The organism is Streptococcus chosunensis, assembly GCF_003626515.1.
GTDB lineage: Bacteria > Bacillota > Bacilli > Lactobacillales > Streptococcaceae > Streptococcus > Streptococcus chosunensis.
On sequence record NZ_RBCK01000001.1, the window covers coordinates 630,679 to 652,607 of the forward strand.

At 40.0% G+C, this 21,929-nt stretch carries 19 protein-coding genes and 1 other annotated feature; of the genes, 2 read left to right on the plus strand and 17 right to left on the minus strand.

The window, feature by feature from the left end; all coding sequences use genetic code 11:
- Positions 1-210 precede the first annotated feature (210 nt).
- Positions 211-2,493 (plus strand): Xaa-Pro dipeptidyl-peptidase, encoded by a 2,283-nt coding sequence (locus tag D7D54_RS02965; protein ID WP_020901802.1) that lies wholly within the window; start codon positions 211-213, stop codon positions 2,491-2,493.
- A 470-nt stretch (positions 2,494-2,963) separates the two neighbouring features.
- Positions 2,964-3,434: an arginine repressor gene (locus D7D54_RS02970; RefSeq protein WP_020901801.1), complete on the plus strand. Its 471-nt coding sequence runs from the start codon at positions 2,964-2,966 to the stop codon at positions 3,432-3,434.
- A 42-nt stretch (positions 3,435-3,476) separates the two neighbouring features.
- Here D7D54_RS02970 and D7D54_RS09370 read toward each other — a convergent pair whose 3' ends face one another.
- From D7D54_RS09370 to pepF, 17 genes are all read right to left on the minus strand, one after another.
- Positions 3,477-3,635 carry a hypothetical protein gene (locus tag D7D54_RS09370; protein WP_007284777.1) on the minus strand — a complete coding sequence of 53 codons (159 nt, stop codon included), beginning with the start codon at positions 3,633-3,635 and terminating at the stop codon, positions 3,477-3,479.
- A gap of 9 nt (positions 3,636-3,644) precedes the next feature.
- Entirely contained in the window at positions 3,645-4,955 is a 1,311-nt protein-coding gene (obgE, locus tag D7D54_RS02980; protein ID WP_042899739.1) for a GTPase ObgE, read from the minus strand.
- A 63-nt stretch (positions 4,956-5,018) separates the two neighbouring features.
- Positions 5,019-5,153, minus strand: coding sequence for a DUF4044 domain-containing protein (locus tag D7D54_RS02985; protein ID WP_000863852.1), 135 nt, complete (start codon positions 5,151-5,153; stop codon positions 5,019-5,021).
- Between the two features lie 58 nt (positions 5,154-5,211).
- Positions 5,212-5,388, minus strand: coding sequence for a PspC domain-containing protein (locus D7D54_RS02990; protein ID WP_031237635.1), 177 nt, complete (start codon positions 5,386-5,388; stop codon positions 5,212-5,214).
- A 29-nt stretch (positions 5,389-5,417) separates the two neighbouring features.
- A complete protein-coding gene (locus D7D54_RS02995) occupies positions 5,418-6,743 on the minus strand; it encodes a glycosyltransferase family 4 protein (protein ID WP_020901798.1) in 1,326 nt (441 codons plus the stop codon).
- 15 nt (positions 6,744-6,758) lie between these two features.
- The gene (cpoA, locus tag D7D54_RS03000) at positions 6,759-7,802 is read right to left on the minus strand and encodes an alpha-galactosylglucosyldiacylglycerol synthase (protein ID WP_004254610.1); all 1,044 of its coding nucleotides are present in this window, start codon (positions 7,800-7,802) and stop codon (positions 6,759-6,761) included.
- 115 nt (positions 7,803-7,917) lie between these two features.
- Positions 7,918-8,247, minus strand: coding sequence for a metal-sulfur cluster assembly factor (locus tag D7D54_RS03005; RefSeq protein WP_000331925.1), 330 nt, complete (start codon positions 8,245-8,247; stop codon positions 7,918-7,920).
- Between the two features lie 14 nt (positions 8,248-8,261).
- Positions 8,262-9,371: an RNA polymerase sigma factor RpoD gene (gene rpoD / locus D7D54_RS03010; protein ID WP_000201903.1), complete on the minus strand. Its 1,110-nt coding sequence runs from the start codon at positions 9,369-9,371 to the stop codon at positions 8,262-8,264.
- Between the two features lie 2 nt (positions 9,372-9,373).
- Positions 9,374-11,134 carry a DNA primase gene (gene dnaG, locus D7D54_RS03015; protein ID WP_120718797.1) on the minus strand — a complete coding sequence of 587 codons (1,761 nt, stop codon included), beginning with the start codon at positions 11,132-11,134 and terminating at the stop codon, positions 9,374-9,376.
- A gap of 89 nt (positions 11,135-11,223) precedes the next feature.
- Positions 11,224-11,982: an ABC transporter ATP-binding protein gene (locus tag D7D54_RS03020; RefSeq protein WP_084951385.1), complete on the minus strand. Its 759-nt coding sequence runs from the start codon at positions 11,980-11,982 to the stop codon at positions 11,224-11,226.
- Positions 11,979-12,845, minus strand: coding sequence for an ABC transporter permease (locus tag D7D54_RS03025; protein WP_084951382.1), 867 nt, complete (start codon positions 12,843-12,845; stop codon positions 11,979-11,981). The genes D7D54_RS03020 and D7D54_RS03025 overlap by 4 nt, the downstream gene beginning before the upstream one ends.
- Positions 12,846-12,920: 75 nt before the next feature.
- The gene (gene trpX / locus D7D54_RS03030) at positions 12,921-13,916 is read right to left on the minus strand and encodes a tryptophan ABC transporter substrate-binding protein (RefSeq protein WP_000792146.1); all 996 of its coding nucleotides are present in this window, start codon (positions 13,914-13,916) and stop codon (positions 12,921-12,923) included.
- 109 nt (positions 13,917-14,025) lie between these two features.
- Positions 14,026-14,243, minus strand: a binding site (T-box leader).
- A gap of 56 nt (positions 14,244-14,299) precedes the next feature.
- On the minus strand, positions 14,300-16,996 hold the full coding sequence (ppc, locus tag D7D54_RS03035) for a phosphoenolpyruvate carboxylase (protein ID WP_120718798.1): 2,697 nt from the start codon (positions 16,994-16,996) through the stop codon (positions 14,300-14,302).
- A gap of 24 nt (positions 16,997-17,020) precedes the next feature.
- The gene (ftsW, locus tag D7D54_RS03040) at positions 17,021-18,244 is read right to left on the minus strand and encodes a cell division peptidoglycan polymerase FtsW (RefSeq protein ID WP_120718799.1); all 1,224 of its coding nucleotides are present in this window, start codon (positions 18,242-18,244) and stop codon (positions 17,021-17,023) included.
- A gap of 160 nt (positions 18,245-18,404) precedes the next feature.
- Positions 18,405-19,343, minus strand: a complete 939-nt coding sequence (gene prsA / locus D7D54_RS03045) for a peptidylprolyl isomerase PrsA (protein WP_020901794.1) — start codon at positions 19,341-19,343, stop codon at positions 18,405-18,407.
- Between the two features lie 66 nt (positions 19,344-19,409).
- Positions 19,410-20,123, minus strand: coding sequence for an O-methyltransferase (locus D7D54_RS03050; protein WP_031237631.1), 714 nt, complete (start codon positions 20,121-20,123; stop codon positions 19,410-19,412).
- 1 nt (position 20,124) lies between these two features.
- Positions 20,125-21,927 carry an oligoendopeptidase F gene (gene pepF / locus D7D54_RS03055; protein WP_120718800.1) on the minus strand — a complete coding sequence of 601 codons (1,803 nt, stop codon included), beginning with the start codon at positions 21,925-21,927 and terminating at the stop codon, positions 20,125-20,127.
- Positions 21,928-21,929 lie beyond the last annotated feature (2 nt).

Here is a 21,929-nt window from a genome sequence, read left to right on the forward strand (position 1 = left end):
TTACATACAATATATTATACCATGCAATCGTCTTCATTTCAACGAATTTGAACATTTTCTATATCATTTGATAATGGAATTTTCTTTCGTTTTTAAAAATTAAACCGTTGTAATATATAATGGTAAATATCTTTCTACAGAAAGATTAATCTTGGTTTTTCGCTATTTTTTTGATATAATAAATTAAAGTATAATTTCACTGGAGGTTCTATGCGTTTTAATCAATTCAGCTATTTAGCGCTATCTAGAGATACAATTATCTTTGAATTAAAAAAGTATGGATTTGATTTACCAGTCAACATTACAAATAAAAAAATGCTTGAGGCGTTTCTTATTCGTTTCTTTTTTAATTTTAAAGATAGCACCTATCCTCTATCCTGTTTGGCAGTTGATAAAGAAACTGACTTACTGACATTTTTTCAATCAGATAAAGAGTTGACTGCAGATATTTTCTATACTGTAGCTTTTCAACTTTTAGGCTTTTCTTATTTGGTTGACTTTGAAAATAGTGATGTTTTCCGTAAAGAAACTGGTTTTCCCATCGTATACGGTGATTTGATTGAAAATCTCTATCAGTTACTCAATACTCGCACCAAAAAGGGGAACACTCTTATCGACCAACTTGTCAGTGACGGTCTTATTCCTGAGGATAATGACTATCACTACTTTAACGGCAAGAGTTTGGCTACTTTTTCTAGCCATGATGTCATTCGAGAAGTCGTTTACGTTGAGTCTCGTGTCGATACTGACCAAAAAGGTCTACCAGATCTAGTCAAGGTCAGCATTATTCGTCCTCGTTATGACGGGCAAATCCCTGCTATCATGACTGCGAGCCCTTATCATCAGGGAACCAATGATAAAGCTAGCGACAAGGCTCTCTACAAGATGGAGGGCGAACTCGAAGTCAAACCTACTCACAAGATTGAGCTAGAAGAACCTCAACTAAATCTCGTCCAAGCTCAAGGTCAAGCTGAGCTTGTGTCAGAAGCTGAGGAAAAGCTAACTCACATCAACGCTAGCTATAGTCTCAACGACTACTTCCTTCCACGTGGTTTTGCTAATCTATATGTTTCAGGTGTTGGTACCAAAGACTCTACTGGTTTCATGACTAACGGGGATTATCAGCAAATCGAGGCTTATAAAAATGTTATCGATTGGCTCAATGGTCGTTGCCGTGCCTTTACTGATCACACGCGCCAGCGTCAAGTCAAGGCTGACTGGTCAAACGGAAAAGTGTCCACAACTGGACTTTCCTATCTTGGTACCATGTCCAATGGTCTTGCGACTACAGGTGTCGATGGTTTAGAAGTCATCATTGCCGAGGCTGGCATTTCTTCATGGTACAACTACTACCGTGAAAACGGTCTGGTCACTAGCCCAGGTGGTTATCCAGGTGAGGACTTTGACTCTCTTGCTGAACTAACCTACTCTCGTAATCTCTTGGCTGGCGACTATATCCGTGGTAACGAAGCTCACCAAGCTGACTTAGAAAAAGTAAAAGTGCAACTGGATCGCAAGACTGGCGATTACAATCAGTTTTGGCATGACCGCAATTATCTGCTCAATGCCCATAAAGTAAAGGCTGAGGTTGTCTTTACCCACGGTTCACAGGATTGGAATGTCAAACCACTTCATGTTTACCAGATGTTCCATGCTCTTCCAGCTCATATCAATAAGCATCTCTTTTTCCATAATGGTGCCCATGTTTATATGAACAACTGGCAGTCCATTGACTTCCGTGAATCTATGAACGCCTTACTGACTAAGAAATTATTGGGACAAGATACAAATTTCCAACTTCCGACCGTTATCTGGCAGGACAATACAGCTCCTCAGACTTGGCAGACTCTTGATGATTTTGGTAATCAGGAAAGCTCAGAAACTTTCTCACTTGGTCAAGAAGAGCAAGTCATTCAAAACCAGTACCCAGATAAGGATTTTGAGCGCTATGGTAAAACATACCAGACCTTTAATACAGACCTCTATCAAGGGAAAGCCAATCAAATTACTATTGACCTTCCTGTGACCAAGAACCTCCACCTGAACGGTCGCGCTCAGCTCAATCTTCGTATTAAATCTAGTACCAATAAGGGGCTCTTATCGGCCCAACTACTGGAACTTGGACAAAAGAAATATCTACAACCTTATCCAGCTGTTTTAAGTGCTAGAACCATTGACAACGGTCGCTACCACATGTTGGAAAATCTCTGTGAATTGCCATTTCGTGAAAATGCGCAACGAGTCGTGACAAAAGGCTATCTCAATTTACAAAATAGAAATGATTTACTGTTAGTAGAAGATATTACTGCAGATGAATGGATGGATGTGCAATTTGAACTGCAACCGACTATTTACAAGTTACAAGAAGGAGATACTCTTCGTTTAGTCCTCTATACTACTGACTTTGAAATCACCATACGTGACAATACCGCATACCAGCTGACTGTTGATCTTGAACAGTCTAGTCTTATCCTACCTTGTCAAAAGGTTTAATATATCAGACTTTCAAGATGGAACTATTTCCACTTGAACTGTTAAACTACACATAAACTTGGTATCAAATTCAATCCTAGTCTAGACCTTTGATATGCATAATACTGGATTTGGGACAAAAGATACTAAGACCCTAACCAACATGTGCAATCATTTATAATACTCGCTACCATACCACATGTTGGAAAATCTCTGTGAATTTCCATTTGACATAAATTCACAACAAGTCGTGACAAAAGGCTACCCTAATTGAGTGATTTACTGTTAGTAGAGGACACTAATGTAAATAAACGGATAGAGAGCCAATTCATCTCCACCCAACTAGTGACAAGTTAAAAGAGGGAGATTCTCTCCGTTTAGTCCTATACTACTTACTTTGAAATCATCATACGTGACAATACCGCTTACCACCCGACTGACAATCTCGTTCAGTCCACGCTTTCTGTATCTAGTACAAGGAGTAACATTTTATGAATAAATCTGAACACCGACACCAACTCATACGAGCTCTTGTAACAAAAAACAAGATTCATACTCAAGCTGAGCTACAAGCTCTTCTTGCCGATAATGATATTCAAGTTACACAAGCTACACTTTCGAGAGATATTAAAAGTATGAACCTTTCAAAAGTACGAGAAGAAGACAACTCTTACTACGTGCTCAATGCAGGTTCAACCTCAAAATGGGAAAAACGTCTCGAAATTTATATGGAAGATGCTCTTGTCTTGATGCGTCCAGTTCAACACCAAGTCCTACTAAAAACCCTTCCTGGGCTTGCTCAATCCTTTGGTTCTATCATTGATGCTTTGAGCTTTCCTGACGCTATCGCTACCCTCTGTGGCGATGATGTCTGTCTTGTCATCTGTGAAGATGCAGAAGCTGCTCAAAAATGCTTTGAAGAACTGAAAAAATTCGCTCCACCATTTTTCTTTGAAGAATAAAAAATTCCGTGTCTAATCTGGCACGGAATCTTTTTATCTATTTTACTGAGATGGATTGTCTTTTTTAGTTCGTGCCAATCTCAGGGCACGATTTGGATTGAGACGATTAAACAGTTCTTCCAATTTCTTTTCATTCCAAACATCTGCGGCGGAAACGAAATTGCCATCCGCATCTCGGAAAGATATCGGTTTATCTCCCATAACAGTCTCCTAGTCTACAAATTCAAACTCAAATTTACCAATGCGGACCAAGTCCCCATCCTTAGCACCACGCGCACGAAGGGCTTCATCAACCCCCATACCACGAAGCTGGCGAGCAAATTTCATGACTGATTCGTCACGATCAAAGTTGGTCATATTAAAGAGTTTCATGAGTTTTTCACCAGAAAGTACCCATGTCGCATCGTCATCACGACTAATTTCAAAGGCCTTCTCTTCCTCGTCAAATCCATAGTAAGCTTCTTCTTCCATATCTGACTCATCATAGAGCAAGAATTCTGGTGTCTTATCTAACAATTCAGCTGTCGCATCCAAAAGTGTAGCCAGACCTTGCTTAGTCAAACCAGATATTGGGAAAATAGCTGGTAACTCTTCAAATTCATCGTAGTTTTCAGCCAATTTTTTCTTGAATTCTACAAGATTTTCCTGACTCTCAGGCATGTCCATCTTATTGGCTACGATAATCTGTGGACGCTCCATGAGGCGAAGATTGTATGACTCCAGCTCCTTATTGATGGCAAGATAATCCTCATAAGGATCACGGCCTTCGCTAGCTGACATATCAATAATATGAAGGATCACACGTGTACGCTCGATGTGACGGAGGAACTGGGTTCCCAAACCAACACCTTGACTAGCTCCTTCAATCAAACCTGGTAAATCAGCTACTGCAAAGGATTCACCTGATTGGGTACGAACCATACCTAAATTTGGCACAATAGTGGTAAAGTGGTAGGCACCGATTTTTGGTTTAGCAGATGTGATAACACTTAAAAGTGTTGATTTCCCAACAGATGGAAAGCCTACTAAACCAACATCCGCAAGGATTTTAAGTTCCAATTGTAACTCGCGTTCCTGACCTGGTTCTCCATTTTCAGAGATTTCCGGTGCAGGATTTTTTGGTGTCGCAAAGCGAATATTTCCACGTCCACCACGACCTCCGTGGGCAACAATAAATTCTTGACCGTGTTCAATCAAATCTGTCAAGACCTTGCCAGTCTCTGCATCACGCACAGTCGTACCTTGTGGTACTCGAACTCTAAGGTCCTCAGCACCACGACCATGCATTCCTTTGGTCATCCCTTTTTCACCAGACTCAGCCTTGAAATGGCGATTGTAGCGAAAATCCATCAAAGTACGTAGTCCTTCGTCTACAACAAAGACCACATTTCCTCCACGACCACCGTCACCACCCCAAGGACCGCCATTAGGGACATATTTTTCACGGCGAAAGGCAACCATGCCATCGCCACCATTACCAGCCTTGACCTTAATCTTGGCCGTATCTAAAAACATACTCATTTTTTCTTCTCACTTTAAAAAAGGGCTGGGAAATCCCAGTCACAAGATTTTCTTAAATCTATTTTATAGATTACTGAGGGCACCAATTGCAGTTGCAAAAATACCCAAAATACTTGCTACTAACATGATAAGTACGATAAGCAAGGTTAATTTTTCAAACATCGTTTTTTTACGTTTTCCATTATCTCCAAATGCCATTTTTATCTCCTTCGTTACATTCTATTTTCTATTATCTTAGCATGAATTTAGCTAGTTTTCAATAGTCGCTTGCTACTGGTGCAATTATCCATAAAATGATATAGGCTACAATTCCAGCTCCGTAACAGCAAGCAAGGACACCCCATATTACGCGAACGATAGTTGGATCCATATCTAGATAATGGGCCACCCCGGCACAAACACCAGCAATCTTTTTATCACGACCGCTTCTCATTAATTGTTTTTTCATAGCTTTTCCTCTTTCTATTCTTCACGGTCTTTCCAATAATCTCTTATGCTGATCAACTGTGTTTTTGAAGCCTTCAGCATGCGTCTAGAGCCTTTTACGGGTACAGCAACCACCTGTTGTGGAAGATACAAAACTGTCTTAAAGATACGCTGACTGACCGTATCATCTTTGGCTAAATCTTTCTGGAAATTATTTGAAATAATAGCATCCAGATAAAACTCATGTACCCGTTTTCCAAAGTTCTCAGCTGAAATCTCGTATAATTTCGCTGATAAGATATGCTCATTCATATCTGGCGTTGCAATCAGAGCTTCTAAAATAGCTCCAGCCAAATCATGCTCGCCGTAATATAAAGTTCCAAACATCTTGTTATTGATAAGATTGTCCAGATAAGGATTTCCGTGAGCAATGACAGGCGTTCCACTGGCCAAGCTTTCCAAGTATGTCAAACCCTGCGTTTCACTTGTTGAGGCCGAGATGAAGAAATCTGCTGCCTTATAGTAAAGAGCCGTCTCACTAGGAGCAATCATTCCTGTAAAGATAACCGAGTCTCGAATCTCTAGTTTCTGGGCTTGCTCTTTAAGATCATTCAGATAAGGCCCATCCCCAGCAACAACCAGTTTAACCTTGTCTTCCTCTTTCAGAACTTCTGCAAAAGCTGCTAATACTGCTTGAATATTTTTTTCATAAGAAATTCTGGAAAGACTCAGTAACATCTGTTCATCATCTTGAATCCCTAATTTACTACGCAGTTCTTTTAGATTTTCTTGCTTGATTTCCGGACGCTCGAACTTGGCTAATTCAATCCCAGTTGGAATGACCCGTTTTTCAACCTTGACCTTATAGTCAGATAGCAAATCACGGACAATCTCACTCGGGCAAATAACCCCATCCACGTCATGAAGGAAACCTCTGACCAGATACTTGACCATGCTAGGACGAATCAACATCCCCTTGGCAATATAATGCACATAGTCTTCATACTGGGTGTGATAGGTATGGATGACTGGGATTTTCAATTCGCGCGCAATCCAAATCCCCAACAAGCCAAGAGAAAATTCTGTCTGAGTGTGGATAATATCTAGCTGATACTGTTTGGCAATTTCAAGCGCCTTGCTAAAACCTCGGTAGGCAAAGCGACGATCCTTAAAAGCAAAAAAGGGAACACTTGGAATGCGGATAATTTGCCAATCTTCATAGCGATTGACATCCTTATCCGTCGTCGTAAAGATAAAAACTGCATGTCCTTGCTTTTCAAGTTCTGTTTTCAAGGTTCGAATACTGGTTGCAACACCAGAAACCTGAGGAAAATAGGTATCTGTAAATAAACCAATTCGCATAGATTACCTCACTTTTTACTTTCTCCCTAAAGCGGCTTGTTTCTCATAAAAGTCCAACCAGATTTGTAACAGATGCTCTTCTGAATACTCTCTGGAAATATTCTTAGCTTTTTCTTTGAGGTCTTTTAAGGCAGCAGGATTCGCTTGATATTCCAGAATAGCTTCTTTCATCTCTTCTCTATCTGCTGTCGCCCGATAATTGCCCTCCAAAATTACCTTATAAAGATCTAAATCACGCAACATAATCGGAGCTTCACAACTGGCAGCTTCTAGGATAGTCATAGGAAAGAGTTCATTGTAACTAGGAAGCAAGAAAAGATCCGCTAGGGCATACAATTCGCGCATCCGCTCTGGCGATACAATACCTGGAAAAATCAAATTTTTAGGGGGATTTTCCATGATTTTCTTGTAGCGTTCATAACCATCTGTCATACCACCAAAAGAGAAACCACCTGCCCAGATAAAGGTAATTTGCGGCAATTCCTCAGCCAGACGGATAAAATCGTCAATCCCTTTGCGTTTCTGAACTTGACCAGCACCTACTACGATAAACTGATTGTCACTAAGACCTAGCTCTGTACGCAGTCTCGCTACCTCTTCCTGTGGAAGCGGATGCCATTTTTCCTTGTTGACAAAGTTAGGGATATAGGTCACTTTTTCACGTGGAATACCAGCTGCCACTAAATCCTCAATAAACATAGGATTGACCACCACCAAGTGCTCCATCCGGTTGTAAAAAGAAAATACATAGCGTTTCACAATTCCCTTTATGAAAAATGGAATTTTCAAACTCCCCTCGAGTGTATCAGGTAAGAAATGCACATAGCCAATTTTCCTTCCTGATCGTTTCTTCTGGAATGTTGATAAATAATAGGGGAGATCAATTGTATGAAAGTGAGTCACATCTGCCTCTATTGGAAGATTTTCTGTAACAATCAATTGGTCCTTGGCATCACGGTGAAGAAGACGAACTAATTCACGGTAAGCACCTGAAACTCCTTGTCCTGCTACTTTCTCACTTGAACTCAACATATTGATGCGTAATTTCTTTTTTTCCATAACTACTATTATATCATTTTCTTTGAATAAAATCAGCAAAAGAAAGGAGAGACTAGAGGAAAAGAGGGGGAAATTTCCTCGCTTTTCCAATAATCTCTCACATGTTTTTATTTGTTTACTTAATGCCTAGGGCAATACGTGCATAGCGACTCATTTTTTCAACAGTCCAGGCTGGATACCAAACTAATTTGACCTCAGTATCCGTTACTTCTGGAACCTCTGTCATAGCATCATAAATCTGGTCTGTCAAAAGGTCTGCTAGAGGACAACCCATGGTTGTCAAAGTCATATCAATCTCTGTTTGTCCTGTGTCACCGTCAAAACGAATTTCATAGATCAAACCAAGATTGACAATATCGATTCCCAACTCAGGGTCAATAACTTCTTCCAAGGCTGATAAAATTCGTGTTTTGATGTTTTCAATTTGCTCTTCTGTATAAGCCATATTCATCCTCACTCTTAGTCTTCAATAAAATCACGAAGCGGTTTGCTGCGACTTGGTTGGCGTAGTTTTCTCAAAGCTTTAGCTTCAATCTGACGGATACGCTCGCGAGTCACGTTAAAGACTTTACCCACATCTTCAAGGGTACGCATTTTACCATCATCTAGCCCAAAACGCAGACGCAAAACATTTTCTTCACGGTCTGTAAGAGTATCCAAGACCTCATCCAACTGCTCACGCAAAACGATACGAGTTGTATAGTCCACTGGATTTTCAATCACTTCATCTTCGATAAAGTCCCCAAGGTGGCTATCATCCTCTTCACCGATTGGAGTTTCAAGGGATACCGGTTCTTGGGCAATCTTCAAGATTTCACGAACCTTGTCAGGGGTCATATCCATACGTTCAGCGATTTGTTCTGGTGTTGGATCTTGTCCCAATTCTTGAAGGAGGTTACGCTGTTCACGAACCAATTTATTGATGGTTTCAACCATGTGAACTGGGATACGGATGGTACGAGCTTGATCCGCAATAGCACGAGTGATAGCCTGACGAATCCACCAAGTTGCGTAAGTTGAAAACTTGAACCCTTTAGAATAATCAAACTTGTCAACCGCCTTCATCAAGCCCATATTTCCTTCTTGAATCAAGTCAAGGAACTGCATACCACGACCAACATAGCGTTTAGCAATAGAAACAACCAAACGAAGGTTGGCTTCCGCAAGACGTTGTTTGGCTTCGATATCACCAGCTTCAACAGCAAGCGCCAATTCTTTTTCCTCTTCATTGGTCAAGAGAGGTACGACCCCGATTTCTTTCAAGTACATACGGACAGGGTCATTAACCTTAGCCGAAGTTGAACCAATCAAGTCCTCATCACTGAGTTCTGGCTCTTCTTCAGTGCTAAGAACACGCGCACTTGGATTTCCTTCGTTATCTGTGATAGAAATCCCTGCATCCTGAATTCGTTGCAAGAGATCTTCAATCCCATCAGCATCCAAGGTAAAAGGAATCACCAGACTTGCATTAATTTCATCATCAGTTGCTGTCCCTTTTTGTTTATGATTACGGATAAATTCTGCTACTTGTACATCAAATGTTGTTACTTCTTTTTGTTTTGTTGCCATTATTACTCCATTCTTCTCTTTTGGGAAATTAAACGTTCCAATTCTTCTAGGGCTGTGTCTGTATCTCCTACATGGCTCGCTTCCTGCACCTTCTTTTTGATTCTCATATTGTCCTGATTCAAGAGAGCCTTGTTTCGAGTCATTTCTACTTCACTAAGTTCCTGAGGTGACATCTCAGCAGGCAAATCCTGAGCTAAGACTTGGTACCAAGCTCTTTCAACTTCATCTGTCTGTTCTGCTAAAACTTCCGGAGGAAGATTTCCATACTGGCCAAGCAAGTCATATAAGACCTGAAATTCAGGTGTGTCAAATGCAAAGTCTTCCCTTAAACGGTAATCGTTCAAAACAAGAGGAGATTCCATCATTCGATAAAGTAGATGAGCCTCTGCTCTCATAATAGCTGATAACTGCTTGGTGACAGGCATAGTGATTGACGTCGGTCTGGAAATACCTTCCATGCGATTCTGCCTTTGTGCCTGACGACTCTCATTAACAATCTGCTCAATCTGGGCATAATCAAAGGACGCCAGACTGTCAGCTAAAATATGTATATAGCTGTTTTGAGCAGTAATAGATTTTTCTTGAACAATCAAGGGAGCTATTTTTTCAATAAACTCAATCTGAGCCTGCAAATTTTCACTATTTTCAGGTTTGTACTGGTGAATGTAAAACTCAATCGGACTAATACGAGTTTTCGTTAATAGATAGGCCAAGTCTTCTGGACCATTTTTTTGTAGATACTCATCTGGATCCAAGTTATCAGGCATGCTGACAATTTGCACAGGTATATCACCAATTTCATCCAGTGCTTTCAATGTCGCAGCTTGCCCAGCCTTATCGCCATCGTATACCAGAACCAACTTCTTGGTTAACCTTTTCAGATGCTCAACATGCTCACGGCTCAAGGCTGTTCCCATGGACGCCACAGCGTTTTCGATTCCAGCCCGATAGGCTGCAATGACATCCATGAATCCTTCCATCAGGTAAATCTCACTGGTTTTGCCAGAAGATTTTTTTGCCCTATCCATATGATATAATTCGTAACTTTTGTTAAAAATTGCAGTCGATCGGCTATTTTTATACTTAGAAGTTTGTGAATCCGTTTTCTGCCAGATACGACCTGAGAAGGCAATGACCTTGCCCTGGTCATTTGTCAGGGGAAACATGATCCGATTGTGAAATGTATCTACAAATTGATTAGCATCCGAGAGATAAAACAATCCTGAATCTAGAAAATCCTCTTCACGATACTGACCAGACAAACGTTGATAAAGATAGTTGCGTTCTGGAGGTGCTAAACCAATCCGAAAATGTTTGAGCACTTCATCTGTCAAACCACGCTGATAAAGGTAATTTCTGGCCTCTTCTCCCATAGTCGTTGTCATGAGAATAGCATGGTAAAATTTGGCAGCATCTTCATGCATATCATAAAGAGCTTGGTGGGGTGAAGCTGGCTTCTGCTCACTATAAAGCGGTTTTTCCACCTCTATCCCAACACGCTGACCTAAGATTTGGACAGCCTCCATAAAGGGAACCCCTTGGTACTCCTCTATGAACTTAAAGACATCACCTGAGCGCCCACAACCAAAACAGTGGTAAAACTGCTTGTCCTCTACAACGTTGAAAGAAGGTGTTTTTTCACCATGAAAAGGACAGAGCCCTAGATAGTTCCGTCCTGCCTTTTGTAAAGAAATCACATCTCCTATGACTTCCACAATGTTGGCATTGTTTTTGATTTCTTCAATGACTTGTTTGTCAACCATACACAATACCTCCATGTTATCATAGTTTACTTTATATAGTATACTTTATTTCAGAAAAAAAGTAAACCATTTCACTCATTTTCCCTACTTTATTCAAAGAGTTGATAATAATCAGAGATTTTCATTTTTGCTTTTTCTTCTTGGTTCAAATCTTGGATAATTCGTCCTTCTTTCATGACAATTAAACGATTGCCATATTTGAGAGCATCTTCCATATGGTGGGTAATCATAAGCGCTGTCAGCTGATCTTTCTTGACAAATTCATCCGTCAATTCCATCAAGGCCACACTGGTCTTTGGATCAAGGGCTGCAGTATGCTCGTCTAACAAGAGTAATTCAGGACGCTTCAAGGTTGCCATCAAGAGACTCAAGGCCTGTCTTTGACCACCTGATAAGAACTCAATCGGTGTATTCAAGTGTTTCTCAAGACCATTTCCTACTTTTTCAATGGTCGCTTGAAATTCATCCTTATAACTAGTCAAGCGTCGTGGTAACAATCCACGCTTTTCACCACGAAACTTGGCAATCAAAAGATTTTCAGCTACTGTCATACGGGGAGCTGTCCCCATCTTAGGATCTTGGAAAACTCGAGACAGATACTTAGCCCGCTTCTCTGGTGAAAACTTGGTAACATCTTCACCCAAAATACGGATGGTTCCACTGGTTAATGACAAGGTTCCTGCAATAGTGTTAAAGAGAGTTGATTTCCCAGCACCATTTCCACCTAAAATCGTGATAAAATCCTGTTCAAAAATTTCTAAGGAAACATCATTTAAAATAATCTTTTCTTCATCAAAGCCATTTTTAACGATTTTGGTTGCATTTTTTAATTCTACAATTGCTGTCATTTGCTTAACTTGGCTCCTTTCAAGATGGTTTGCTTAAATGTTGGAATCATGAGGCAGACTGCTAAAATCAAGGCACTGTATAAACGAAGGTAACTTGTATTAAAGCCAAGCGCAATAACTGCCCACACTAAGAATTGATAAGCGATAGACCCGACAACGATGGCAACCAGACGTTCTGCCAAACTCAAACTCTTGAAGATAACTTCTCCAATAATCAAACTTGCAAGTCCCACAACGATAACCCCGATTCCTCGAGATACATCGGCATAACCTTCTTGCTGAGCAATAAGAGCACCTGCAAGGGCAATCACACCATTTGATAAAACCAAACCCATAAGCTCCATGCGTCCAGTATGAATCCCGAAACTTCTAGCCATATCAGGATTGTCACCTGTAGCAATATAGGCCTGTCCGAGTTTGGTGTCCAAGAAAAAGAGCATGAGAGCAATAACAATACTCACAAAGATGAGACCTGTCAAGAGTTGATTCAAATCCGAATCAAAAGGCAAAACATCCTGAATTTGCTTGGTTCCAAGCAGGCCTAAATTCGCACGTCCCATAATTAAGAGCATGATAGAGTGACAAGAAGTCATCACCAAAATCCCTGAGAGCAAAGTTGGAATCTTCCCTTTTGTATAAAGAAGTCCTGCTGCCATTCCAGCCAAACAACCAGCTCCAACAGCAACAAGTGTCGCTAAAAAGGGATTCACACCTTTCGTTATCAGAGTGACAGCAACAGCTCCCCCAAGAGGGAAGGAACCTTCTGTCGTCATATCTGGAAAGTTCAAAATCCTAAATGTCATAAAGATCCCCAGACCTAAAATAGCCCAGACAAATCCTTGAGAAATAATAGATAATATCATCTGTTTCTTAACCTTTTCTATATGATTTCTATTGTAAAAAATTGGAGGAGATGTCCCCAACTCCTCCATTGTAGATTATTCAATCACTTGTCCTGCTTCTTTTAGAACAGATTCAGGAATCGTAATACCTAATTCTTGTGCCAATTTTTTGTTAATCACTGACTTACCAGTTGAAAAGACATTGACTGGAGTATCAGCTGGTTTAGCACCTTTCAAGACTTCCGCAATCATTTTACCTGTTGCCACACCAAGGTCATGTTGGTCAACTACAACGGATGCCAAACCACCAGCTTCTACCATTGCAGTTGCACTTGGGTAAATTGGTTTTTTAGCGGATTGATTACTTGAAACAACAGTTGAGAAGGCTGAAGCAATTGTGTTGTCGATTGGAACCCAGATAGCATCAACTTTGCTAGTCATAACATTTACTGTTGAAGCAATTTCATTTGTTGAAGGAACAGCAAATGTTTCCACTGTCAAACCTGCTTTTTCAGCATAAGCCTTAAATTCTTCTACCTGTGTTTTTGAATTGTCTTCGCTGCTTGAGTAAAGGGCTCCGATTGTTTTCACATTTGGTGTCAAAGCTTTGATGAGTTCAACTTGTTGTTGAGCTGGGTTGTGGTCAGATACCCCTGTAATGTTGCCACCTGGTTTTTTCAAATCTTTGACCAAGTTAGCTCCGATTGGGTCTGTAATAGCGGCCATGATAACCGGTAGGTCTTTTGTGGCACTAGCCAAGCCTTGAGCAGCTGGTGTTGCAATACCAACCACAAGGTCATTCCCATTTGCAACCAACTGTTTGCTCATTGTTGCAACCTTACTTTGGTCACCTTCTGAGTTCATAAAGTCAATTTTCAACTGATCATCTTTATAGCCTTCTTCTGCCAGTCCATCTTGAATCCCTTTATAAATCAAATCAAGAGATGGATGGCTCACAAATTGAAGGACACCAACTTTGGCAACTTTCTTTTCATTTTTAGCTTCTGGTTTATTCATTGAAGAGTAAATCAAGCTTCCTGCTACTAAGACTGCTAATGCAGCGATAATTCCAATTAAACGTTTATTTTTCATTCTATTTCTCCTTTTATTCCTTTAAAATACTTCACTTATCTCAACAAGCTACGCCATCGTTTTCTTTCCATACTAACCTCCATCAAAAAGTCCTCACACAAAAAACTTGTGTGAGGACGTCGATGCGCGGTACCACCTCAATTATAGGGAATTTCCCTATCGCTCTGTCTCGCAATAACGAGATGCACTGTAAGGTGTGCTCACCGAATTTTTATGATTTCAAATTCTAAATAACATTCAGCCCAATTTTCATCATCGCCACTTATCTGTTTTCAGCTACCACAGACTCTCTAAAAAGTTTGAATGATTACTTTTCTGAATGGTTAAATTATATCATTTTTCAACTACTTGTCAAGACTCTTTTAGCATTTTTTTGAAAGACATCAGCCCGAATTACGCAATCCTGTCGCAATTCCGTTGATGGTTGTATGGATTAATTTTTCTTGGTCGCTAGATAATTCTCCTCGGCGTTGACGTTTAATCAACTCCAACTGGATATAGTTGAGAATATTAAAGTAAGGCATACGATAATCCAAACTTGCTTTTAGATATGGATTTTCAGCCAAGAGTTCATCGTAACCTTCGATAGCCAAGATAACTTCCTTGGTAACTTGCCATTCATTTAGAATAGTCTCATAGATTGCTTTTACTTCTTCATCCTCACACAGTTTGGCATATTCAAAAGCAATGTTCATATTTGATTTTGACAAGACCATATCAACATTTGAAAGGAGCGATTGGAAGAAAGGCCAATTTTGGTACATATCTCGTAAGATAGCAATATTCTCTGGATTTTTATCGATAAATTCCTTGAAGCTTGAACCAACCCCATACCAGCCAGGGAACATGACGCGACTTTGCGACCATGAGAAGACCCAAGGGATAGCTCGCAAACCACCGATTTCAGTAATAGTCTTACGAGCGGCTGGACGAGAACCAATATTAAAGCTTGAAATAGCCTTGATTGGACTTGATTCGAAGAAATAATCATAAAAATGATCATTTCCAAAGACCAAATCACGGTAGATATCGTAACTACGGTCCACCACTTGATCCATAATAGCTTCGTAACGATTTGAGGTATTGGTATCGCTCTTCTTCTGAGTAATCATACGGTTAATGGCTGCTGAAACCAACATTTCAAGATTATAGTAGGCAGCGTCTTTGTTACCGTATTTATTCCCAATTACTTCACCCTGCTCCGTCAAACGGATACGATCCTTGATAGACTTAAGCGGTTGAGATGTGATGGCTTCATAGGTTGGTCCACCACCACGACCAACAGTCCCACCACGACCATGGAAGAAGGTAACCTTAACGCCAAATTCATCTCCAATAGCAGTCAATTGTTGTTGAGCCTTGTAGAGGGTCCAACATGATGATAGGTAGCCACCATCTTTATTACTATCAGAGTAACCAAGCATGATTTCTTGGTAGTTATTACGTGAAGCAATCCATTTCTTAGCAAGAGGAAGTGAAAGATATTCTCTCATGGTTTCTTCTGAGTGGTCCAAGTCCTCGATTGTTTCAAAGAGAGGAACAATTTGGACACGGGCTCTTTCTTTATCAACTAACCCTACTTCTTTTAGCAAGATAGCCAATTCCAACATGTCTGATACGCTGGTTGCATGTGAAATGATAGTCTGACGAATGACGTCATCACCTAACTTATCTTTCAACTTACGAGCAGCTTTAAAGATGGCCAATTCTTTTTCGAGTAACTCTGATTTTTCAACATGAGTAGCAGAAAGGATACGCGGATCTTCCTCTAACTCTTTCAAAAGAAGCTGGCATTTTTCTTCTTCACTTAGTTCGCTATAATGGGAATGAATACCCGCTGATTTCAAGAGTTCAGCTACACAGGCTTCGTGAACACTAGAATCTTGACGCATGTCAATAGATGCCAAATAGAAACCAAAAATTTCAACTGCCTGAATTAGCTCAACAAAATCACCAGAAATCAGTGCTTCACCCTTGTTTTCCAAGAGGGAATCACGAATGGTAATTAAATCCTTATAAAAATCATTAGCTGTTTCATAGCGAGTTCCAACTTCCTTATCCTCAATCAAATAAGCTTTTGTCGCTTGGATTTTTGATTGAATATCAAACAAGGCACGACGGTATAGCTCTTTTTCACGATAAATCGAGTTATCCTTAGACTGACGAGCCATTTCTCTGACTTGCTTGCTCACATTGACAATACTGGTTGAGAGAGAGAACTCACGATAAAGTTGGTAAATCTTTTCATCATAGTAATTCATGATGACTCCACACTGAGTCATAGCAGATTGTTTCAAGGTATCTGCTGTAACAAAAGGATTACCATCACGGTCTCCACCAATCCACATACCCATGGTAATTGGTTTAGGATGTTTCAACTCCAAACCGTGTTTTTTAGCCAGACGCTTGTACTCAGCAGTCAAATGAGGAACTGCTTTCAAGAATGAGCTATTGTAGTATTCCATTACATTCGTGATTTCATTGGTCACTTTCAATTTCTTTTCACGAATCATATCTGTCTGCATGATAATCTCAATGTAACGACGGAGATCATTATGCCATTTTTCCTTATTAATCAAACCTAATTTCACATCACGGTACTTACGCAAGAGGGTATGGATATGGTTGGTCAAATCCAACATACTCTTACGTTGCACTTGTGTTGGATGGGCTGTCAAAACAGGGACAACATTCAAGTGTTCTAGAATTTCAACCGCGTTTTCTTTTTCCGCAACCATTTTGATCGTTGCTGATAATTTACCAAGATAATCTTGATCGATATTATTTTGATGGTTGATTTCATAAGCCAAATCCACGTCTTCAGAAATATTAATCAAGAGAGGCAAGATAGAGAAATAGCGTGAAATATAAGCCATTTCATCATTTGACAGACTAGTAACCAGTTGGTTCAAGCCTTGATAATCTTCTTTAGTTGATAATTCCTTCAACTGCATGATTTTTTCAAAAGTCTCTGGGGCAAGCATATTTTTAGTAATATCTTCTAACAATTCTGTTAAAATTAATACTTCTTCTTGCACGACAGCTTTATTACTATAGTTTTCTAATTTTTGAAGAGACATAGGTAATCCTTTCCACTATCAACTCTACATATAGTTTGATGAGTGAGTTTCTAACTCCTCATATAATTGGGCACGTTTTTCACTTGCATCAATATTTAAGACAAAGGCGATGGCTACAGACAAGACTAGGAGACTGTTCCCTCCTTGTGATAAGAAGGGGAAGGTTACTCCTGTCGAAGGAATAATGCCAGAAATTCCACCGATATTGACAAATACCTGTACCAGCATCATCCCCCCAACCCCAATCGCCATCATGGAATTAAAGGGATTCTTAGCACGAATACCGACTAGGATAATTCGTAAAATCAGGAAAAAGACAAGTGCTAAAATCAAGCTAGCTCCCACAAATCCAAATTCTTCAATAACAATTGAAAATACAAAGTCTGTATGGGCCTCTGGTAAATAACCACGTTTTTCGATTGAATTTCCTAAGCCTAGACCAAACCATCCACCATTTACCATGGCAAAGTAGGAATTTGCAAGTTGGTGGCCTGACCCTGCCAAATCGGCAAAGGGATTAAAGTAGGCACTGAAACGCTTAGCAACGTAACCAAATACTGGAACTTTTGAAAACTTATCAACCCCGATCATAGAGATAGCTGATAAGGATAGGGCTGAAACTCCAAATAATACACCGATAAAGACTATAAACCAACGATGAGCAATTCCACTAACTGTATACATAATCAAGGCGACAAGAACTAGGATGGTAGCATTCCCCAAATCTGGGAAAATAGCTAAACTTCCTATCATTACTAGTAGGACGAAGCGCCAATCATTAAAAGCACGAGGAATCCATTGATTTTGAGTTAAAACTTGAAAATCGTAAATCCCAATTTCATCCTGTTGTTTTGAAAAACGTTGGGCCAAGTACCAGACGATGATAATCTTCAAATACTCTGCTGGCTGAATGGTCAAAGGTCCTACTGAAATCCAACCATAGGCTCCATTGACTGGCGTACCAATTAAGCGAGCCAAAGCTAAGAGAATCAGCTCAACAAACATAACAATAAATAAAAGTCGTTCTTTTCTCAAAAAATTCAATTTCAGCTTATATATCAAGGCAATCAATATTAAACTAAATATCCAAAACATTCCCTGACTTCGAACCAATTGGAGGGCACTTTTACCTTCTTCGATAAGAATGGCACTGGTTGTCGAATAAACCACAATCAAGCCCAAAATAGATAAAAGTAAGTAAGGAACTAGAATAGAATAGTTTAATAGGTGCCTCTTACTAATCTTCATAGTATCACCAATCTAATGAGAACAAAAGAAATTATTCCCAAATTCCGTTTATTTTCTAGTTTTGATTGCTATTATACCATTTTTTCCGAAAGAAAAAAACTCTTACCCTTAAGATAGAAGATTTTCTCATAAGAAAAAGAGCACTTGGCTCTTTTCTGTTTTATTCTTTTGAAGAACTACTTGAGCTTGAATCGCCACCACCGATATATTGGGTAAAGATATTTTGGAAGGCTTGGTCTTTAACCTTGATATTGGCTGCTTGCAATTCTTTTCCGACAATACTTTGAACAAATGATGCATCATTTTGTTTTTGAGTCAAGATAACAGTTTTCAATTTTTCTTTGTAGTCATCGATATTAGATGACTTTTCTGTTTTCTTAATGAGTTTTACAATGTAATACTGACTGCTGTATGCTTGAGTACCAGTAGCTGTAATGACATCAGAAATGCCATTAACATCCAAGGCAAAAGCTGCTTTCTTAACTTGATCTGGTACCTCTGTTGAAGCTGAATCAAAAGTGATTTCACCACCGTTAGCTTTGGTTTTCTCATCAGTTGAGTTATCTTTAGCTAATTGAGCGAAATCTGCGCCACTTGCCTTAGCTTTTTCAAGGACTTCTTTCGCTTTATCCTCATTATCAAGACGAATAATTTGAGCAGTTACGTCCGGAGTATAGCTCTCAAACGCTTTCTTATACGCTTCATCAGTTAATTCAGCTTCTGCAGCCTTTTTAACTGCAAATTCAACTAATTTACTTGTACGAATTTGTGCTTTACGTGTTTCAAGAGTCATACCTGATTGTGATAAGACACGTTGGTAATTCTCACCATATTGTTTTTCTTCTCCAGAAATGATATCATCGATTTCTTTGTCATCTACTTCTGAGCCATATTGCTTTTCAAATACTTTTTGAATAGTCAAGTTCAACAAGACTTGTTGGGCCGAAGGATTGATTTTTACTTGCTCATAAAATTGATGTTCAGTGATGACATCCCCTTTCATGCTGATAAGGTCTGCCCCTTCCGAACCTTTCGAACAAGCTGCTAAAGTTGCTACTGATAATAGTGTAATGGCACCTGCCAATAGTTTTTTCTTCATGTCTACTCCTTTGAGATAAGTGTTACCCTATCTATTTTACTATATTTTCTTAAATTATTCTGAAAATCATTCGCTGTCAGGCAATTGAACGTCTGCTACATTTTTACGAAGCATGAGAATGCCGTCCCCCAGAGGTACTAATGTTGCAGTGAGTCCTGGATTGTCTAAGGTTGCATCAAATAGTCTTTGAAGGCCTCGATAAATAGTTCGCTGACCTCGACGGACTTCCATAATATCCTTGGCAACATCACCACCTTGGAAGATATCATCCAAGACAACCACACCACCAAATTCCAAGTGTTTGAGGATTTCTGGCAGAAAGACGATGTATTTAGACTTAGCAGAGTCCATAAAGACGAAATCATAGGACTCTGTCAGTGTAGATAATATATCTACCGCATCTCCCTCTAGAAGCGTGATTTGCTTGCGACTGTCAAACTGGGCAAAATTTTCCTTGGCAAAACCAATCATTTCTGGATTGCGGTCAACGGTTGTAATCTTGGCGTTTGGCGCATGTTCTGCCATCAAGAGGGCTGAAAAACCGATAGCTGTCCCAATTTCCAGAATGTTTTTTGGTTGCATAGTTTCCATGAGAAAACGGAAATAAGCAACCGTTTCATGGGGAATGATGGGAATATTTTCCTTGCGAGCAAAGTCTTCCAGTTCTTTCAAAGAGCCTGTGACTTGCTTTTGACGCTGACGCATCAAGTTCACAATTTCTTCCTTGACGACAGGACGACGCATGTTATGGTTGGCATTTTTACTATACGATTCAACCATCTTATGCCAATCCCAATTTTTCAACAAGGGCTTCAAACTCATTCAAACGACGTTCGAAGACTGCAAAGGCGTCGTTGAGATAGTCTTCCTTCTCCATATCAACACCAGCTTTTCTCATGACATTAAGTGGATAGTCAGACTTACCTGCCTTGAGGTAGTCAATATAGCGGTCACGATCTTCTTGACTACCATGGACAATCTTTTCAGCCAGGGCTGAGGCGGCCGCAAAGCCTGTTGAATATTGGTATACATAGTAGTTATAGTAGAAGTGTGGAATGCGAGCCCACTCGTATTGGATTTCAGGATTGTCTTCCTTACTCAAACCATAATACTCTTGGTTCAAGTCTGCATAGAGTTTATTTAGGAAATCGCTTGTCAAGACTTCACCATTTTGATCTGCTTGGTGAATCGCGTGTTCAAACTCAGCAAATTGAGTTTGGCGGAAAACTGTTCCACGGAAACCATCTAGGAAGTTATTGAGAATAGCAAAGCGCGTTGCATCATCTTCCACTTCTTCCAATAATTTTTCCGTCAAGATATTTTCATTGGTAGTTGATGCAATCTCAGCTAAGAAGATAGAATAATCTCCATAAACATACGGCTGCGTTTCACGAGTATAGCTTGAATGCATACTGTGACCTGTTTCATGAACAAGAGTAAAAAGATTGTCTAGATTGTCCTGCCAGTTAAGGAGCATAAAGGCATTGGTATCGTAAGAACCACCAGAGTAGGCTCCTGAACGCTTGCCTTGATTTTCGTAAACATCAATCCAACGCTCGCTGAAGGCACGTTTAACACGACTCAAGTAATCCTCACCCAAGACTGCCAGAGCTTCTTCTGCTTTTTTCAAAGCTTCTTGGTAGGTAAAACTATATTCGACAGACGAAAGCGGTGTGTAGACATCATACATCTTGAGGTCTGAAATCCCCAAAATCTTTGAACGTAGTTCAAGGTAACGATGCAAGAGTGGCAAATGCTTGCGAACTGCTGCTACCAAATTGTCATAAACACTTTCTGGAACAAAATTCGCTGCTAGGGCTGCATGACGAGCACTCTTATAGTTGCGAACTTTGGCACGATAGTTTTGCACCTTAACATTGGTTTGCAAGGTTTTGGCATAGGTATGTTGGAATTGTTCATAAGTCGCATAAAGTGCTTGATAAGCACCACGACGCACCTCACGATTTTTAGACTCCATCAAACGTGTGTAAGTCCCATGAGAGAGTTGAACTTCCTTACCATCATCGTCGAGGACATAAGGGAACACAATATCCGCATTGTCCAAGATAGCGAAGGTTTCACTTGCCGAACCAAAGATTTCTCCAGCCCCAGCCAATAATTCTTCTTCGCGTTGTGATAGAACGTGTTCCTTGCCTTGTAAAAGCTTGTCAAAATAGTGTTGATAAACCTGCAATTTTGGTTGAGCCTCTAAAAAGGCAGCATACTGCTCTTCACTAATCTCCATAAATTCAGGCTCATAGAATGAAAAGGCCTGGTCTAGCTGGCTGTAGAGCGTCATGGACTTGGCATAGTACTCTTGGTACTTAGCTTCACGGGTGTCCTGATCATTTTTCATATGAGCATAGACGTAAAGCTTCTCCATCTGGCGTTCCATTTCAAGAGAAAATTCAGTAATTTCTAGTAGGCTATCCGCACTATCCAAGAGATGGCCTTCATACTGGGCTACTGTCTCCAATTGTTCTGTTAACTCTTTTAAGGCTTCTTCCCAAGCCTGGTCAGTTGGGTAAATCGTTGATAGATCCCATGTATCTTTTTCATTTATTTCATGTCTTTGTAATACCATTA

Coding starts and splice junctions, on each gene's coding strand:
- D7D54_RS02965 (WP_020901802.1), top strand. CDS start 211: ATGCGTTTTAATCAATTCAGCTATTTAGCGCTATCTAGAGATACAATT.
- D7D54_RS02970 (WP_020901801.1), top strand. CDS start 2,964: ATGAATAAATCTGAACACCGACACCAACTCATACGAGCTCTTGTAACA.
- D7D54_RS09370 (WP_007284777.1), bottom strand. CDS start 3,635: ATGGGAGATAAACCGATATCTTTCCGAGATGCGGATGGCAATTTCGTT.
- obgE (WP_042899739.1), bottom strand. CDS start 4,955: ATGAGTATGTTTTTAGATACGGCCAAGATTAAGGTCAAGGCTGGTAAT.
- D7D54_RS02985 (WP_000863852.1), bottom strand. CDS start 5,153: ATGGCATTTGGAGATAATGGAAAACGTAAAAAAACGATGTTTGAAAAA.
- D7D54_RS02990 (WP_031237635.1), bottom strand. CDS start 5,388: ATGAGAAGCGGTCGTGATAAAAAGATTGCTGGTGTTTGTGCCGGGGTG.
- D7D54_RS02995 (WP_020901798.1), bottom strand. CDS start 6,743: ATGCGAATTGGTTTATTTACAGATACCTATTTTCCTCAGGTTTCTGGT.
- cpoA (WP_004254610.1), bottom strand. CDS start 7,802: ATGGAAAAAAAGAAATTACGCATCAATATGTTGAGTTCAAGTGAGAAA.
- D7D54_RS03005 (WP_000331925.1), bottom strand. CDS start 8,247: ATGGCTTATACAGAAGAGCAAATTGAAAACATCAAAACACGAATTTTA.
- rpoD (WP_000201903.1), bottom strand. CDS start 9,371: ATGGCAACAAAACAAAAAGAAGTAACAACATTTGATGTACAAGTAGCA.
- dnaG (WP_120718797.1), bottom strand. CDS start 11,134: ATGGTTGACAAACAAGTCATTGAAGAAATCAAAAACAATGCCAACATT.
- D7D54_RS03020 (WP_084951385.1), bottom strand. CDS start 11,982: ATGACAGCAATTGTAGAATTAAAAAATGCAACCAAAATCGTTAAAAAT.
- D7D54_RS03025 (WP_084951382.1), bottom strand. CDS start 12,845: ATGATATTATCTATTATTTCTCAAGGATTTGTCTGGGCTATTTTAGGT.
- trpX (WP_000792146.1), bottom strand. CDS start 13,916: ATGAAAAATAAACGTTTAATTGGAATTATCGCTGCATTAGCAGTCTTA.
- ppc (WP_120718798.1), bottom strand. CDS start 16,996: ATGTCTCTTCAAAAATTAGAAAACTATAGTAATAAAGCTGTCGTGCAA.
- ftsW (WP_120718799.1), bottom strand. CDS start 18,244: ATGAAGATTAGTAAGAGGCACCTATTAAACTATTCTATTCTAGTTCCT.
- prsA (WP_020901794.1), bottom strand. CDS start 19,343: ATGAAGAAAAAACTATTGGCAGGTGCCATTACACTATTATCAGTAGCA.
- D7D54_RS03050 (WP_031237631.1), bottom strand. CDS start 20,123: ATGGTTGAATCGTATAGTAAAAATGCCAACCATAACATGCGTCGTCCT.
- pepF (WP_120718800.1), bottom strand. CDS start 21,927: ATGGTATTACAAAGACATGAAATAAATGAAAAAGATACATGGGATCTA.